The following is a 13,196-nucleotide window of genomic DNA, read 5'->3' on the forward strand; positions in this document are numbered from 1 at the left end:
CTTTTTGCGGTCCGCCGCCGCGGTTCCAGTTAAAAAAGGTGGCTTGGGAAACTCCCAGCTGTCGGCATATCTCCTCGACTCGGGTGCCTGTCTCTGATTGTCGAAGCGCAAATGCTATTTGTGCTTAGGTGAATTTCGCGGACGCCGCGCGGACTTTTTCATAGTGACAAATTACAATTTTGACCTGTTTTTCCCACCGAAGATCTCTAGTTTTCAGCTGTCTCGTTTGATGGGGGGAGGTCACTCACCAACATATTGGAATATCTGACCGTTTTGGCATCCGGTTGGAAGAAAAAAAGCCTGCAAATCAGCGATTTGCAGGCTTTGATGTTTTTTGTTATTGATTTCTGCAGAGAGAGGATTTGAAACCAGGTGATTAACGAGCTGATAAACAGTAAGTTATAGGGTTTCAAAAATTACTTCCACGATTCACGATGTTAGCTCAAAAAGCCTCGCAAAAACTTATCTAACTGGCTGGTTTTCAATTCGTAACAAACCGTATTGTGTCCAAAGTTAAGAAATCTCTGTTTAAGGGCAAAAAATGGTTTGATTTCTTCTGCACTTTAGGTTCGAATCCCTCGTATCCGAGGGTTCGAATCCATTATTTCGGCAGACTAGCGATTATGCATCACATTCTAACTCCTCGTAAAGAGTAGGCTCGCGCCGTACACGGAGGGTACCGCCGATACAATGGGACAAAAAAGCTCAGGTTTATACTTTTAGTATAAAAGGATAGGAGGTGATTGGACCGGTAATGTCAGAAAAATAGCGTTTTTTGCCAGTCTCTATCATATGAAATTGACGCTTTGATATTTCATCATATGGTATTTGATATCTCGGCGGAGATTGACAATGTCCTTAATGTCCGTGGTGGTGGCAATGTTTACCGATTCCAGTTGCCATTTTGAGATCTTCGCATGCAAGAGATGCATTATTGCGAAAGGAACCAAATAGAACTTTCGGTTTGCAATCGTAATTTGAGGCCTTCTTTCCGGCTGGGATTTGTTGAATTTGGCATCATTAAATTTCAGCTTTTCTTTCGTTTTTTCAAACAAGCGCTCATAATATTTGACATCGGATATTTCAGAAAACCGGTTGCACTCTTCTGGTGAGAAAAATATCAAAAGTTCGGCATAGATGGCAGATATATCCTCTGACGGCCAGGAACCGTTATCTCCGCCTTGCATTGCGTCTATACCAAATCGTTTCGGATTTTTCAAAGCCCCCGACATTTGTTGGAGCACTTTTTTAATGGCCTGCGGATAAGACCCGGGTGACACAGGTTCGGCTTTAAGCCATGAACAAATTTCGTCACAATTTCGCCCGCGTAGTTCTACGAGGCTATTCAGCGTAAATTGCACAGCGGTCAACTCGCGGATATCGAGCCAGGTGCCTTCGAGAGGAGCGGGCTTTTTGGGTGACGTTGGGTTTTTAACAGGTTTGGCTGAGTTGGTTTGGGCTGCGATATTCAAAGGCAACTGTTCGTATCCTTCAAGTTCAAAAACAGCGGCGTTCGTTCCATCGCTGCGCCCATCCAGGGTAAACTCTTCTTTATATTTGGCAGACAACGTAAAACGAACAGCCTGATTTCCATTTGTAAGGTGGATTTCCTGCTGGCCCCGCAGCATATCCTTCCAAAGCGCCACAGTGTGACTGGCGGGTTCTCCCTGGCTTTGATCGATGTACAGGTCATTAGTTAGCCTCTTGCATCTCTTAACCATACCCAACGAGGTCAATGACAACACGGCGGTTCCCGGGTCGTCCGCGAGCACGTTCGCGTAACGGGCCGACCACCGGCTATTCAATTGTGGGCCATCACTTAGCAGGGCCATCAAAAATGTAGGTCCTATCCCTCTGATAATAGCCGATACGGGTTCCAGTTGCGCCAAATCTTCGCATATAAGCGCCGTGAGGGCAAGCCAACCCGTCGGAGCGAGGATAGTCAGACGGCGCTGGGCCACGGATATATGCTCAAACCACCTCCTTTCCGAAGGTAATTTCCCCGCCAGCCAATATTGTACAAGCTGGTTGCGGTTCAAATGCCACCGGTGATGCTTACGCTGGGCGACATCATACCATTTGCCTGCAAAAAAAGTAGCCATTCTGACTTCATTGTGAGAAGGATGATCCGTGACTCCGTCATAATAGTTATGAGGTTGGTTTGACAATTTTGAGTTTTCACTTTCCTTTGAAATTCCCGCGACAATCAAGGGTAAATGGTAAAGCCGGCCTGCATTTTCTTCCTTGCAGCTTGAATCAATGAGCCGTTCATATAATTTGTTTTTCAAGTGTGTATATTGCTCTTCTGACAAAGATGACTCGGGGAAAACCAGGATGTGAATCTGATCCAATTTCTCGTTCTGACGCCACACAAGGTCAATCACTTCGTCCAGGTAGGCATATGCGTCTTTCTGTCCAGCCTCCATCGTCGCGCGGTAAGAAAAGTATTGAACAGACTGGAACCGTTCGCTTCTCGGCTCAAAATTGTCCTCCGAGATATTAAATGGAAACGGAACGGCGATTACATTTATACTTTTCTGATGGTGATTGTACCAGGGAATGGTTCTCCACATAACCTCTACCTCCGACGTATGGAAGGTCAGGTGGTGTGACAGCGAGCGGGTGGTTATTCCGCCTTGCGGAGTGCGCATCTTAGGCAGTACTGCCCCATGGAATTTCGGTAAGGTGCTCAACGAACCGGTTGCCGTCAGCAAGAGATTTGCCAGGCAATGCACTATCTCCGTTGGAGCAGACGACTCACTGGCGACCTTCTCCAACAAGCCTATACCCGCGCATGCGGAATCTGCAATGGCCAGCAACTGAAGCAGCGCCTCGGTTAGCTTGCGATACGGAGCCATCTCATCGTTGGGCATTTTAGTTCCACCCTTCACTTGCACATCGTTGATGGTCCTGAGTACTTCGAGGTCCACAAAAGACTTTGTTTTAGGATCGACCCCGTTCCAAAAGTCTTCAATTGTATCTATAATCCCCTTGAACTTTTCAATGGATTTCGTATAAAAATGCCAGCCGTTCTCAGGGATTTTGGTATCCTCTTGCTTAAAGGGAGTTGTAAAGTAATTTGCAGATACCGTTCTATCCGATTTAGCCTCTACCAACTCGGTAGTCTTGCGAAGCCAATGCCTGGCGGCAAATCGAACTTGTTGTGAATATTCTGGTGTGCGCGACCACTGATAATCTATCAGGCAGTGCCGGTAGCAGCCGGTACGTTCCATGATGATCGAAACCAGTGCAAATGTGTCGGGGGGCCAGCAAAGCCAGTCTGTTGTAAAATCCCATCCAGGTCTGAGGCTTTTGGCTAGATCTGCGATTGTTAATTGCGGGTATTCGTTCAAATCTGGTTGCTGTCCCATAGCATATTCATAATGAGGGAGGTGAACGTATGTATGTAAACGTTTTTGTGTTTTTGGTGCGGGGATACCAAGTCACTTCAACAGTTACGCAACGAGTGATTCTATATCCAATCCGTCACTCCGTTTTTTTTGCTTCGGAATTGGCCTTTTTGGCGGCGACGAAGTTACTAGGGAACCGGTACCCAATAGTAAAAAACAACTCAGGGACCCATACTTTGGTGTGCAAAGCATCAAAATTGAGGTTGGTCTTAACAATGTCGCCTTCCTTGTACTCTCCATTCAATTTGTGCTTTTGTATCATCACGATGCCGCTGCTTAGGATAATGTTCTGGCCGACGATCATCGAAAGGCCTGCATGCCCCGACACCTCTAATCCTGCGCTGAGACCAAACCCACCCGTGAAGCCACCGTCAAAATCTCTCGAATCTCCATGAAATGGATAGGTAAAATTGATCGTCGCGGAAATATTGTCCCAAGGCTTCGGTCCGTTTTTGTTTTCTTTTTTAATGGTGTATTTGTTCGTGGCATTTGTGTCTGCCAATGCATAGTATTTTGAGAACCGGCTGATGGCATTAGGGGCATACGTTAATCCATAGTGGATAAGCCAACGGTCCCTTTGCGGTGTTTCAAAAATATAGGTTCGGGTATCGATTAATTTTTCATCGAGACCCAGTCGCTCGACTGTCAACGTAATGACTTCGTTGTAGGACAGCCGCCCTCCATAAGGAAAGTCCAGTGGCGCCCGGGTGTAAGATATCTCCTTAAGAAGATCGGTTTTACAAAGTCCGTCAGCCAGTGTTGGCAGAATTTGGTTTGCCTTTGTAACAAATTCCTTTACCTCCTTCTCATTTTTCGCATTTACCAGTCCATCTATGATGTCCTCCACATCCTCATTGCTACAACTGGTATCTGCTGCGGCCTGCCCTCCACCTTTTAGTGCGTCTATTGAAAATGCAGTGTTGTCTCTTCTACTCTTTTGCCATGAAATTTTATAATTGACTCTCTTCTTTTTATTTATTATTACAAACGATTTTGTGTTGAGGTCGATTTGCTGTCCTTTATAGTTATCATCTCCCAAATCGACGAATACTGTATCAGATCCTTGTGAAAGAGCATTGAGGGACAACCCGCACATTAGAATCAATCCGAAAAATAGAAAAGGAGTTTTCATATAAGTGTATTTAAATTGTGAAGAAAAGAATCAGTATTAAATCTGGGTATATTTATTTTTAATCTTTTATCCGTTAATCCATCGAGTCGACTTATCGCGGACATTATTATTTTGTGCTTTTCACTTCCTATATGATTGTAAATACAGGCCAAAAATCCGGAAAGGATTGCGCTCGCGCTGGATGTTCCGTTGGAGTTTTTTGTCTGAAAATCTGAATAATAGTTGCTTACTGGAAGTGCCACACTTGTTCCGGGCCAATAATTCGACTGCCTGTTCAATTCATTTCCAGAACTAATATATCCTGTAACAGAAATTACGTTTTCATACGATGCAGGAAATACGTCACGAGTTCTCACTCTTTCATTTCCACAAGAGGCAATGAGCAGACATCCATTTTTGACTAACTCATTAATTTTTTGTTGCAGCTTTTTTGCATCTGGTTCAGTAGGCATAAAAGTGGGTTCGCTACATGCAAAACTCATATTGATAACTTTTACGCCTTGTTGATTCAATGCATCCAAGGCCACTAGTAAATCATTTGCAGTGATTTTGCAAATTCCTTCCTGTATATTGAGAAAGTAAGAATATATTCCAGACACTTTTGGCGCAACCCCTACTTTACCATTTGCTTCATCCAGGGAACCAATAATGCAAGCCATTGTAGTTCCATGGCCGACGTCCGATAGGGGCGGGTGATCGTTCATATGTTTTACAATATTTCCGAGCGAAGGAATGTGAACCCCATTATCTATGATGCCAATCTTTACATCTTCGCCCATCGATATCTTCCACAATTCGGGTATTTTTAAGGCATTAAAAAGCGGGCTATTGCTTGTGTTGGCAACGGATATAGGCATATTCGACAGCTCCCGGCTTTTAACAAACCCTTCCTCACTCAGAAATTCGTTCTCCTCTGTGAGAATCCACTTACTATTGTGGTTGACTGTGTCCCCTATGACGCGGGCTCTGGCCTTTACTGTCTTTCCTGGGCTTAGGAAAGCAGGATTTTCGGCATTAACGGACGGCCTTCCCAGTCTTACGTTTACGAAATCATTGGCTGTGAGTATCATCCTATTCTTCGTAGAGGTGAAACCGAATCTGTGTTTTCCGTTGAATCCGTCGGCTGCTTCTGTGAGGTACGAAGCTGCATAACCTTATTAAGTAAATCAAACCAGAATGGAGCGCCCAGTGAGATTGCGATGGCAGTAATGAAAAAGCCCCAAAAATGTTTAAAGAACAATGCTAAAAACGCGCAAAGCTTTGTTTGAAAATCAAAATTGATAGGCTTACTTATTGGTTTTTTCAAATATTCCGATGGTATTAATGCTTCATCTACGTGTGGATGGTAGGATCGCGTTCGTGTTTTGGGATCATATTTGATATAAACCCTGTCCGGGAGCCAGCTACCTACTCCCAGAATATTGTTTGCTTTTTGAACATCTATATCCAACTTACTTTTTATTGCTAGCAATGTGTCAATAGACTGTTGTTGTTTTAGATATTGTTCTTGTGAACCGGCAGGATTGCTTTTATTCTGAATGTATGCTTCCGCCATGTTAACCAGCTGTTCCCTGGCATCTTTATCTATCGTGAGCTTGTTGATGATGGTGAAGGTGCCAGCATTGAATATCCATGCCATGAAAAAACCTACGGTAAAGAGTACTAGTTGTATTTTCCTTTTGTACCATTCAGTAGATTGCTCCATAGTTCGGTCGAACCAGGCTTCCAAATGAGTTCGGAATTTCCGTAGATCGCCGTTGGAGTCGTAGAAAAGACTTAAAACGAAATGGGCCGATTGTACATCCAGCGTTTGGTCATCCGCATTGGCTACACCTTGTTTTTCGGAGCCGGAATTGTCGAATTGAGTTAGCCGTTTGAGCTCTTCTTCTATTCGATTTGCATTTAGATGGCCACTGCCATTTAACTCATATAACAGCGTTCGAGAAAAACTCGTGGCCTTGAATGTCGAAGGCGTGCTGAAAATTCCCGTACTGCCCAAGTATTTGATTTCCGGATTATTGTAGAATTTTTCTATAATTCTGTTTTTGGGATTTTTCAGAATGTTAAGAGAATCTTTAAATCTGGGCCAGAACGTTTCGGGCTCGCTATCTACAAGCATTCGATTGACTGCTTCTTTTAGATTTAGCGCCCTTATTCCAAGATACTTTGAAATTATTTCGCCTATTACGGTCGCTAGCAGACTATAAAGAAGATATATGAATATCAAGCCAATTACGACATTGATTGCAACATTATCAGCCATAATTATCAGGTTTAGGAGTTCGAGAGAGGAAGGAAGTTTAAATCAGATACGCGGAAGCACTTAATGAATCCCGGGAATATTCAGCGTTCCAGCAAACCTGAGTAAATCGACAATCCTGAACGAATTCGGATCGCCATCAGTCACACCAAATCGTGGTCGCCAGTCAGGGTCGTTTAAGAATGAATCTTTGCTTTGTTTCAGGAGCCGAATGAATACTTCGCCCACAATTGAACCCCCAACCGGTCCCAGCTGATTTCCCTGGTTCATAACCTCTGCTTCTTTCAACACGTAATACCAGAGCGGCGTCCTTTTTAAAAGGAGGTTGTTGTTGGAGCGGAGAATTTCAGTGGTGCGTTCGTGAAGTTGCACCTGGTTCGGGGTTGGGTTTGCAAAAGGTGACCTCAGCAATTCCTCGTCAGTCAGCGGTGTAATCCCCAATTTCTTTGCAATCGCTTTTCCTGTACCTACTTTCAGGGCGATACTTCTAACCAGGTTTCTGGAAGACAAGGTTGCAAAGAATGAACCTCCCGGTGCGGAGCCGGGCAATTGCCCCATGCTGAACGCAACCCTCGTGTCTATTTTGCGCGCCATATTTTCCGCGGGTATACCATCGACGGTAAAGAAACTTCGCCAGTTGATGATCCAGTCGCTTGGCACGGTTCTCCCTGTGAATGTAAATGCCCAAAAAAACTCTGAATTATTAAAAACCTGGTTAAAGCGATAATTGTCGCGTATTTGGCTATGTCCAAACCGATATGCTGCAACGGAAAACTCAACCGGCATAAAAAACTTCTTGTTAGCCGGCATCAGCTTCGGCCCGCTCGCCAGCAGTTCGTCAACGCTTCCCGAGCCGATGATTTTTTTGAGATAATCGTGCATCAAAACCCATTGGTAATGCCGCCGAACTTCTGTTTGTGCTTTAACAAAGAGTTTGTCGGGGGCGAGTGCTGGTTCTTCCAGGCGAATTGCATCAACAACTGCATTGTGGAACTTGATAATGCTCATATGCATCTGTGCGACGAAAAGGTTTTCATCGTTGCGCGGATCGCCTATAATTGCTTTACCGTTGATGTTTCTCTGCAAATCAAAAGGCATAATCGGAATCGTGTTATCCGCTCCGCCCGGTACAGTATCGGCAACCAGAAGCTTAACACCTTCTGAATCATACAGAAATGAATCTACGCCCGGGCCGTCTCCGTACACGCTGTCCAGCTCGAGATTCGGCGTCCTGTAATTAATCAAGCTTCGCGCGTCTCTGGCGACATCAATATCTGAATCGACATCCAGGGTAATGTCGTGGTCAACAAATTGCCCGAAATAGGTGTAACCTGATTCGATCGTACTATTTTCAGTCCCGGCAGTTGCCGGGTCTTCAAGCATATTCAGGCCCAAATCTTCCAATAACTTTCGATTTTCGGGAGTGTAGCTAATACTCGACCTCGAATCAAACAGATAGCCGAATCGGTCGGCCCTGCTGTTTTCGACAAAGGATGGCGAGAAGCCAAACATTGTTCTTCGAAATCCGTGCGCCAATCGTTTTATTTTTACTTCGGGGACGTCTGGTTGTGTAGTTTCCACGATGGATTTTTTTTAGGGTGAATACCGATTTCAATTCGTCCGGCATTTCAAAGGTCGGCAGAGTCGATGGCCATTTAAATCCCTGATTAATACTATTTTGTATCCTAAAATTTAAGGATGACAAACTTTGTGAGAGGAGCATAACTTGTTATTTTTACTTAAATGACCTCCTCTATGAAAAAGCTGTTGTTCGCCTTAATTTTTTTGCCGTATACCGGATATTCCCAAACGTCGGTGATTGACAGTCTGAAAAGGTCGTTGCAGACAATAGGCGGCCTGCCAGAGGGGTATGCGAAGGATACAGCGTATTGCTCGGCGCTGAAAGCGGTGATACGTGCATATGTTGATATAGACATTGATTCCGCTTCGCATTATAACATGCATTTGATCCAGATGTCGGAAAGGCAGGGACTACAGAAGGATTTGATTTACGCTTATCAGTACGCAGGATATCTATACCAGGTGCGGGGAGATTATCACCAAAGTATCAGGTATCATTTCAAGGCGCTTCCTCTCGCTGAGAAATTGAAGCAATACACCCGTATGGCCGCGTCGTACGGATGGCTGGCACACGCCTACACGAGTTTGGGGGAATTTAACAGAGCTATCAGGTTTTGCGAACTAGGCCTGACAACGCTAAAACTGCATCCCGATTCATATGTGCAGTGCTCGATCCTCAATGTGCAGGGAGCAGTGCTTCGGCAGCAAGGAAAACTGGATCAGGCATTGAAGGTAAACCGGCAGTTGTACGACCTCGCCAGAAAGGATAATCATGCCTGGTACGAAGCTCAGGGATTGCATGCAATCGGATGGGTGTACAAGGAAATGAACAATATACCACTGGGACTTATCTACTTCCGGGATGCGCTGGTTCTCGCACAGAAAATGGGGGTCGTAGATCTGCAAGGGAGTATTTTGTTGAATATGAGTGACCTCTATTCAAAGCAGAAGGATTGGGAAAACGCGCTCCAATATTGTAATATGGCCAAGATCGCAGCTGTAAAAGTCAAGAACAGCAGCATTGAAGCGGAAGCATTTGAAAATTTTTATAAAATATACAAGCAAATAGACCAGCCGGCGAACGCATTGAATGCTTATGAAAAGTTTATCACATTAAAAGACAGTCTCTCCAAAGAAAAAACGGATCATCGGATAGAGACGTTACAGGCACAATATGATAATGTTCAGAAAACGAACGACCTCAATAATAAAGAAACGGAGCTGCTGGCCCATCGGAGAACGCGTAACGAACTGCTGGCCGGTATCATATTTATTTTGGTGATCGCCGGCATGCTTTTTCTGAACAATACGCGTCTACAAGCAAAGAACAAGCAAATTGACGGACAAAAGAAGCTCATTGAAATCGCCAGGGAAGAACTTTCGAATATTAACAAGACGCTTGAAAGCCGGGTTGAGGAACGTACTCACGAGCTCCTTCACGCAAACCAGGAGCTGATACGGAAGAACGAGGATATTAAGAATGCTCTGTATAAAGGCCAGGCGATTGAGCGTAAGCGGGTGGCCATCGAATTGCACGATAACCTCAGCAGCCTGCTCAGCGCAGTTAATATGAGTATTCAGCATATCAACTTTGAACATTTGTCTAAAACGGAGCAGACCAGCTACCAAACTATCAAGCACCTTGTAAAGAATGCCTATGCCGAGGTTCGGAATATTTCCCACAATATTTTACCCGCCGATTTAGAAAAAAAAGGGCTTGTCACCACCTTGGCGACGTTTGTAGCTAACCTGAATCAGAGTTCTCCAATACAATTTTCCCTGATGATCTACGGTCTGGACCAGCGTCTGCCGATAGAAATCGAATTCAACGCGTATAGTATTGTTCTTGAGTTGATAAACAACGCAATTAAGCACGCCAGCGCCTCATCGGTAGTGATCAGCTTGAAACGCACGGATTGCGAAATTGAACTGGCCGTAACCGACGACGGCATCGGGCTAATTGACAGCAATGCAAAAAGGGGAGTGGGCCTGCAAAACATTCAAGCCCGACTGGAGCATTTAGGAGGTGCTTTCACGAGTTCGCAGCAGGAGGAAAGGGGAACGAGGTTTGAAATAAAAATTCCCGTTGAAACGAAATTTTTCACCGGGAATCTACCGAGCGTCTGATATCAGCTGAGTTGTTAAGGTTTCGGAGGGCCTGTTGGATTCATATTAGGCATCGTTTCAGGAGTAGGTTCCCAGGCATTATCCCACGTCAGTTCAGGTTGGATTATATCCCAAAGCGGTTGATAACGATCGAAATCCTTCCTATTAAACTGAACGAGCATATCAATATTCAAAAACCTAAGGGGGGGATTTGTATCAGATGCAGGTGTTTTGGGAGTTTCCTGATTTGAAGGGACCGAGCCCTTGGCTGTACCGGGAATGAAAGAAAAGAAAATTGGCTCAACACCTGGCAGAGGTACACGTTCCGGCTGGCACATATGCAGCGTTAATCTTCCATCATCGGCTATTCCGAGATTAGCATTGCCCTGAAGGCGAACATACTTTACTGTTTCTGTCGACATCTGATTTTTGGATTAGGTGGAAAGGTTTATTTAAATCAAGTTGTACTTTATCGCGTACTTCACCAGCCCGACCGTGGTTTGAACGCCTAACTTTTGCATAAGATGCTTCCTATGCGTTTCCACAGTGGTAGAGCTGATAAAGAGCTTCTCGGCTATCTGAGTACCAGAATACTCCTGGGCAATCAATTTCAGGACGTCCAGCTCGCGAGGTGTGATTGCAATCTTCTGGGGCTTATCTGTCTCCGGTGAAAACTCAATTCCAGTGTCTTTTGCCAGCAGCATAAGGACCTCGGGGCTGTAAAACTTGTTACCCTGAACAATTGTGTGCAGAGCGGTTTCAAGTTCACTTTTTTCAGCGCTCTTTAAAACATAACCATCGGCCCCTGCTAAAATTGCTTCCTTCACGGCCTCTGGCCGGTCAGCCACCGTGAGCAGGCAGATCCTTACATCGGGAAACTGCTGCCTCATCTGCAGCGCCAGTTCGATACCACCCATGATGGGCATCTGCAGGTCTGAAACGACAATGTCTATGTCCTGCGTTGTTTCAAGGGCTACCAGTACTTGCCGACCATTTGTATGTGTCGACACGACTTCCACATCTTTTATGCTTGACATCAAAAGTGCCAGACTTTCCAGTAATATCTTGTGGTCTTCCGCAATAAGTATTCGCATAATGGGATGTTTAATGGCAACGTTTAACATTACGCTCTGGCAGCTGCTAAACGGCAGTGCGGCTTTAACTATTGACCGGGCGCCTCATTTCCCTTTCAGACAATACAAAGGTCGGTAATAGCATCTCCGATCAAAATCCCCTGTTCTCACGATTTTGCATCCTAGAATCCAAGGATATCGTTTACAACGTACTCAAAAAATCCAATAAAGCATATTTCTCATTAATAGCTTGGAAAGCAGCAAGCCTTATGAGGAGTAACCCATGTTTATATACGTGTGTGGTCAGGATGCATTACATCGCGGCTGTTCGGTTTGCCGGTAGTGTCATTTGGACCAATGTACCCGCGCCCTGTTTGCTTTCAATACTGAATTGAGCGCCGATAAGGTTTGCACGATAATGCATTGTGTGAGTGCCGACCCCCATTTTTTGTCGATCGGTTCCATTCAGCTTGGAAGCATCGAAGCCTTGTCCATCGTCTCTGATACGGAGGACGGTCTCCTGGGGGAAGTACATCAATGCTATTGAAATCGTATGGGCATCGGCGTGCTTTAATATATTGTTTAAAGCTTCCTGGACGATCCGGAAAACTATGACCTTTACGCCGGGCTCAAATTCCGTTTCCTCTCCATGCAATTCCAGGCTCACGCGGTGGATACCGGCAGCCTCAATCAAATTCAAATGTAGTCGCAGAGAGTTCGAGAAGGGTTGCTGACCCACGAATTCCGCATTGAGCCTTCTGGACAAGCCTCTAAGCCCGCTTGTCGCGTCATCGAGCAACTTTTTGGTGACGGTTACTACATCGCTATCCACATGCTTAACTTCGCCTATCATACTCAGGTTGATACGAACGATGGTCAGCAGTTGCCCGATATTGTCGTGGATCTCTTCTGAAATGTACCGGAAAGTCTGCTCTTGCATTTCAAGCTGTGCTTTTAGAATCTCCCGCTGGTATTGGTTGGTGATGTCGCTTACCTCCTGCATATGCGATCTCTGTCTGTTTTGATATTTCACAATGGCGATGATTACGACCAACGCAAGCAAAACCATCAAGAGAGCGCTTGACACTACAGCAATATATATTTCTTCATCCGTTGTGAGCATAGGAAGGCTATGATAAAGCTGAAATACAGAAAATAATTTAACCCCTTTATAATCAATGTAAAGAGCTGTGTTGCCAACACGGAGTTCATGGCCTGAATGTGCCTGAATGCACTATTGAAGAAAAAAATGCCGGAATGAAAGACCAGCACTCCGACTGCTATCCAGAAGATCGGCGTTGCAGCAATCGAGAAATTCATCACAGGCTGAATGCTCAACAAAGCGATGACGCTCCATGTAATAAGCAATGTCCCTGACAGGTTGAAATTCAAGCCCGGATGCTCCGTTACGGGGACGAGATAAATGGATAAGCAAATGCTGGCAAATAGATACAATGGAACTGAATAGGCAATGCAGGTGCGGACTTTTCGGTTATTGATGTTTAAATAGTAAAAATAGGCCAGTATCGCATACTCTATCGGGATATAGACATGGTAAACAATGTTATATTCCTTTTTTAGGTCCATAACAAAATACATGGCATCCACACAGATCTCCGTGAATAGTGAAGTGC

The 13,196-nt window shown here is 44.8% G+C and carries 10 protein-coding genes; 1 reads left to right on the top strand and 9 read right to left on the bottom strand.

Annotation, left to right across the window (positions count from 1 at the left end; all coding sequences use genetic code 11):
- From H144_RS34105 to H144_RS32730, 6 genes are all read right to left on the bottom strand, one after another.
- The coding region (locus tag H144_RS34105; RefSeq protein ID WP_157505242.1) for a transposase at positions 1-118 on the bottom strand (118 nt) is incomplete at its 3' end.
- Positions 119-788: 670 nt separating this feature from the next.
- On the bottom strand, positions 789-3,371 hold the full coding sequence (locus tag H144_RS0128380) for a hypothetical protein (protein WP_019945515.1): 2,583 nt from the start codon (positions 3,369-3,371) through the stop codon (positions 789-791).
- Positions 3,372-3,486: 115 nt separating this feature from the next.
- Positions 3,487-4,542, bottom strand: coding sequence for a hypothetical protein (locus H144_RS0128385; RefSeq protein WP_019945516.1), 1,056 nt, complete (start codon positions 4,540-4,542; stop codon positions 3,487-3,489).
- Positions 4,539-5,612, bottom strand: coding sequence for a S8 family peptidase (locus tag H144_RS0128390; RefSeq protein WP_019945517.1), 1,074 nt, complete (start codon positions 5,610-5,612; stop codon positions 4,539-4,541). Before H144_RS0128390 ends, H144_RS0128385 begins: the two co-directional genes overlap by 4 nt.
- Entirely contained in the window at positions 5,609-6,805 is a 1,197-nt protein-coding gene (locus H144_RS0128395) for a hypothetical protein (protein ID WP_019945518.1), read from the bottom strand. Before H144_RS0128395 ends, H144_RS0128390 begins: the two co-directional genes overlap by 4 nt.
- Before the next feature lie 60 nt (positions 6,806-6,865).
- On the bottom strand, positions 6,866-8,383 hold the full coding sequence (locus H144_RS32730) for a peroxidase family protein (RefSeq protein WP_157505227.1): 1,518 nt from the start codon (positions 8,381-8,383) through the stop codon (positions 6,866-6,868).
- Between the two features lie 174 nt (positions 8,384-8,557).
- On the opposite strand from H144_RS32730, the gene H144_RS0128405 reads away from it, so the two are divergent.
- A complete protein-coding gene (locus H144_RS0128405; RefSeq protein WP_019945520.1) occupies positions 8,558-10,510 on the top strand; it encodes a tetratricopeptide repeat-containing sensor histidine kinase in 1,953 nt (650 codons plus the stop codon).
- 14 nt (positions 10,511-10,524) lie between these two features.
- Here H144_RS0128405 and H144_RS0128410 read toward each other — a convergent pair whose 3' ends face one another.
- From H144_RS0128410 to H144_RS0128420, 3 genes are all read right to left on the bottom strand, one after another.
- The gene (locus H144_RS0128410; RefSeq protein ID WP_019945521.1) at positions 10,525-10,911 is read right to left on the bottom strand and encodes a hypothetical protein; all 387 of its coding nucleotides are present in this window, start codon (positions 10,909-10,911) and stop codon (positions 10,525-10,527) included.
- A 30-nt stretch (positions 10,912-10,941) separates the two neighbouring features.
- A complete protein-coding gene (locus tag H144_RS0128415; protein ID WP_026351066.1) occupies positions 10,942-11,583 on the bottom strand; it encodes a response regulator in 642 nt (213 codons plus the stop codon).
- Positions 11,584-11,875: 292 nt separating this feature from the next.
- Positions 11,876-12,685 (bottom strand): sensor histidine kinase, encoded by an 810-nt coding sequence (locus H144_RS0128420; protein WP_019945523.1) that lies wholly within the window; start codon positions 12,683-12,685, stop codon positions 11,876-11,878.
- Positions 12,686-13,196 lie beyond the last annotated feature (511 nt).

This window comes from Dyadobacter beijingensis DSM 21582, from assembly GCF_000382205.1.
In the GTDB taxonomy this organism is placed as follows: domain Bacteria; phylum Bacteroidota; class Bacteroidia; order Cytophagales; family Spirosomataceae; genus Dyadobacter; species Dyadobacter beijingensis.

What these genes read in the sequence shown, in the direction of transcription:
- H144_RS0128380 (WP_019945515.1), bottom strand. Translation starts at nt 3,371, where the DNA reads ATGGGACAGCAACCAGATTTGAACGAATACCCGCAATTAACAATCGCA.
- H144_RS0128385 (WP_019945516.1), bottom strand. Translation starts at nt 4,542, where the DNA reads ATGAAAACTCCTTTTCTATTTTTCGGATTGATTCTAATGTGCGGGTTG.
- H144_RS0128390 (WP_019945517.1), bottom strand. Translation starts at nt 5,612, where the DNA reads ATGATACTCACAGCCAATGATTTCGTAAACGTAAGACTGGGAAGGCCG.
- H144_RS0128395 (WP_019945518.1), bottom strand. Translation starts at nt 6,805, where the DNA reads ATGGCTGATAATGTTGCAATCAATGTCGTAATTGGCTTGATATTCATA.
- H144_RS0128405 (WP_019945520.1), top strand. Translation starts at nt 8,558, where the DNA reads ATGAAAAAGCTGTTGTTCGCCTTAATTTTTTTGCCGTATACCGGATAT.
- H144_RS0128410 (WP_019945521.1), bottom strand. Translation starts at nt 10,911, where the DNA reads ATGTCGACAGAAACAGTAAAGTATGTTCGCCTTCAGGGCAATGCTAAT.
- H144_RS0128415 (WP_026351066.1), bottom strand. Translation starts at nt 11,583, where the DNA reads ATGCGAATACTTATTGCGGAAGACCACAAGATATTACTGGAAAGTCTG.
- H144_RS0128420 (WP_019945523.1), bottom strand. Translation starts at nt 12,685, where the DNA reads ATGCTCACAACGGATGAAGAAATATATATTGCTGTAGTGTCAAGCGCT.